Source organism: Streptomyces anandii JCM 4720 (assembly GCF_014650655.1).
Classification (GTDB): Bacteria; Actinomycetota; Actinomycetes; order Streptomycetales; family Streptomycetaceae; genus Streptomyces; species Streptomyces anandii.
The window spans coordinates 285,451-287,687 of the sequence record NZ_BMVJ01000007.1; the positions used below are offsets into that span (position 1 = coordinate 285,451).

Annotated in this window: 2 protein-coding genes; both read left to right on the forward strand. The window is 74.9% G+C overall.

Going from position 1 to position 2,237, the window contains the following annotated elements; genetic code table 11:
• The first annotated feature begins 236 nt into the window (after positions 1-236).
• On the forward strand, positions 237-980 hold the full coding sequence (locus tag IE249_RS15710) for a response regulator transcription factor (RefSeq protein WP_189705433.1): 744 nt from the start codon (positions 237-239) through the stop codon (positions 978-980).
• Positions 977-2,237: sensor histidine kinase (locus IE249_RS15715; protein WP_229858555.1), on the forward strand; the 1,261-nt coding region annotated here is incomplete at its 3' end. The genes IE249_RS15710 and IE249_RS15715, both read left to right, overlap by 4 nt.

Consider the following 2,237-nt stretch of genomic DNA (forward strand, 5'->3'; position numbering starts at 1 on the left):
CGAGGGCATGACTGAGCCTCCATGCCCACAGTGCTGCGAGAGTAGAAAGGTCTGGACCACAGGTCAATAGGTCTGGACCACTTTGACGGCGGGCTTTCTTGATCCCAACTCCCTTGCCGGCCCCGGTGCTTGTTCCTTCAGCTCGTGGTCTCTTACCTGCGAGGCACGCACTCGGCATCCCTTACCGAACAAAGGCCCGTACCCTGTGCGGCCATGTGGACCTGCGAGGAGGGTGCATGACGGACGCGACGCGCCCCGGCGCGGTGCTGGTCGTGGACGACGACGCGGCGATCCGCCGCTCGCTGGAGCGCGGACTGCGGCTGAGCGGATTCGAGGTGCGCACCGCCGGCAGCGGAGCCGAGGCGCTGGCCGCCATCGGCGAGACGCCCCCGGACGTGCTGGTGCTCGACGTGTCGATGCCCGGTATGAGCGGCATCGAGCTGTGCACCCGGCTCCGCCACGAGGGCCAGGACCTGCCCGTGCTCATGCTCTCCGCCCTCGACGAGACCGCCGACCGCATCGCCGGGCTCCAGGCGGGCGGCGACGACTACCTCGTCAAGCCGTTCGCCCTCCAGGAACTCGTGCTGCGCCTGCACGCCCTGCTGCGCCGCCGGCCGCCGGCCGGACGCGAGGTGCTGCGCGTGGCCGACCTGGTGATCGACCCGGCGGCCCGCACCGCCGAGCGGGCCGGCCGGCCGCTGGAGCTGACCCGGCGCGAGTTCGAACTCCTCGAGGTGCTCGCCCGCAACGCCGGCCTGGTCCTCACCCGCGACCAGCTCCTGGACCGGGTCTGGGGCTACGACTTCGACGTTCGCACCGACGCCGTCGACACCTTCGTCAGCTATCTGCGCCGCAAGCTGGAGGCCGGCGGGCTGCCACGTCTGGTCCACACCGTGCGCGGGGTGGGCTTCGTACTGAGGGAGACCCGCGAGGCGACCGACGTGCCGCGGGCGCGCGGGACGGGACGGTTCACGCCATGAGACTGTCCACCCGCATAGGCCTCGCCGTCGGCTGCACCGTCCCGCTGCTGGTGGCCGCCTCCGGCTGGCTGCTGCTGCACCTCGTCGCCCGCGACCTGCACCGCGTGGAGGACGACCACCTCGCACAGCGCGCCGCGGCCGTCGCCCCCGACGCCCGCGCACTGCTCCGGGCCACCGAGAACGGGCGGCCCAAGGCGGCCGACACACGGGAGAGGCGCCTGTTCACCGCCGCGCTCGACGTCGGCGTACGCGTCGTCGGACCGGACGCCGGCTTCAGCGGCGGACCTCAGCCCGGCCCCCTGGTCCACCTGCCCGCCCGGGCGGACCAGCCGGTCACGCTGCGCGGCGGCGGACGCAGCTGGCGGGCGCTGTCCCGCCCCGTCCGGACGGCCGGGGCCTCCGGCACCCTGTGGGTGTTCTCCCCGGACACCGCCGACCGGGCCCAACTGCGCGCCGTGCGCCGCCGGGTGGCCTTCACCGCGCTGCTCGCCGCCCCGCTGTCCGGGCTGCTGGCCTGGGGCCTGGCCTCCGGTGCGAGCGTGCCCCTGCGCCGCCTCACCCGCCGTACCGCCGGACTCGACCCGCGCACCTCCGCCGCCCGCCCCGACCACCGGCCCACCGGCGTCACCGAGGTCGACGAGCTCGCCGCCACCGTCCGCACCGTCCTCGCCCGCTACGACGAGCAGGCCGCGCGCACCACCGAGGCGCTGGACACGGCCCGCTCCTTCTCCTCGGCCGCCGCCCACGAACTGCGCACCCCGCTGATGAGCATCGGCACCAACCTCGACATCCTCGCCGGACACCCGGAACTGCCCGGGCCGGACCGCGCCGAGGTGCTCACCGATCTGCGCCGCGAGCACACCCGGCTGCTCGGCCTGCTGGTCATGCTGCGCGAACTGGGGCGCGGCGACCTGGTGGAGGCGGAGGCCTTCGCCGCCGTAGACGTCTGCGAGGCCGCCGACGCGGCCGTGGCCGAGGCCAGGCGCCGCGCCCCCGACGCCGAAATCGCCCTCGACGCCCCGCCCGGGCTCACCGTGCAAGGCTGGGAGCCGGGGCTGCGGCTGCTGCTGGACAACCTGCTCGGCAACGCGCTCGCCCACGGACGGGACGCGGCCGGCCGGGCCCGGATCGCCGTGGGCGTGCGGTGCGCGGGGGACCAGGTGGTGATCACGGTGGACGACCACGGCGAGGGCGTGCCGCCCGAGGCGCGCGAGACGGTCTTCGAGCGGTTCCGGCGCGGCCCGGGCAGCGAGGGCT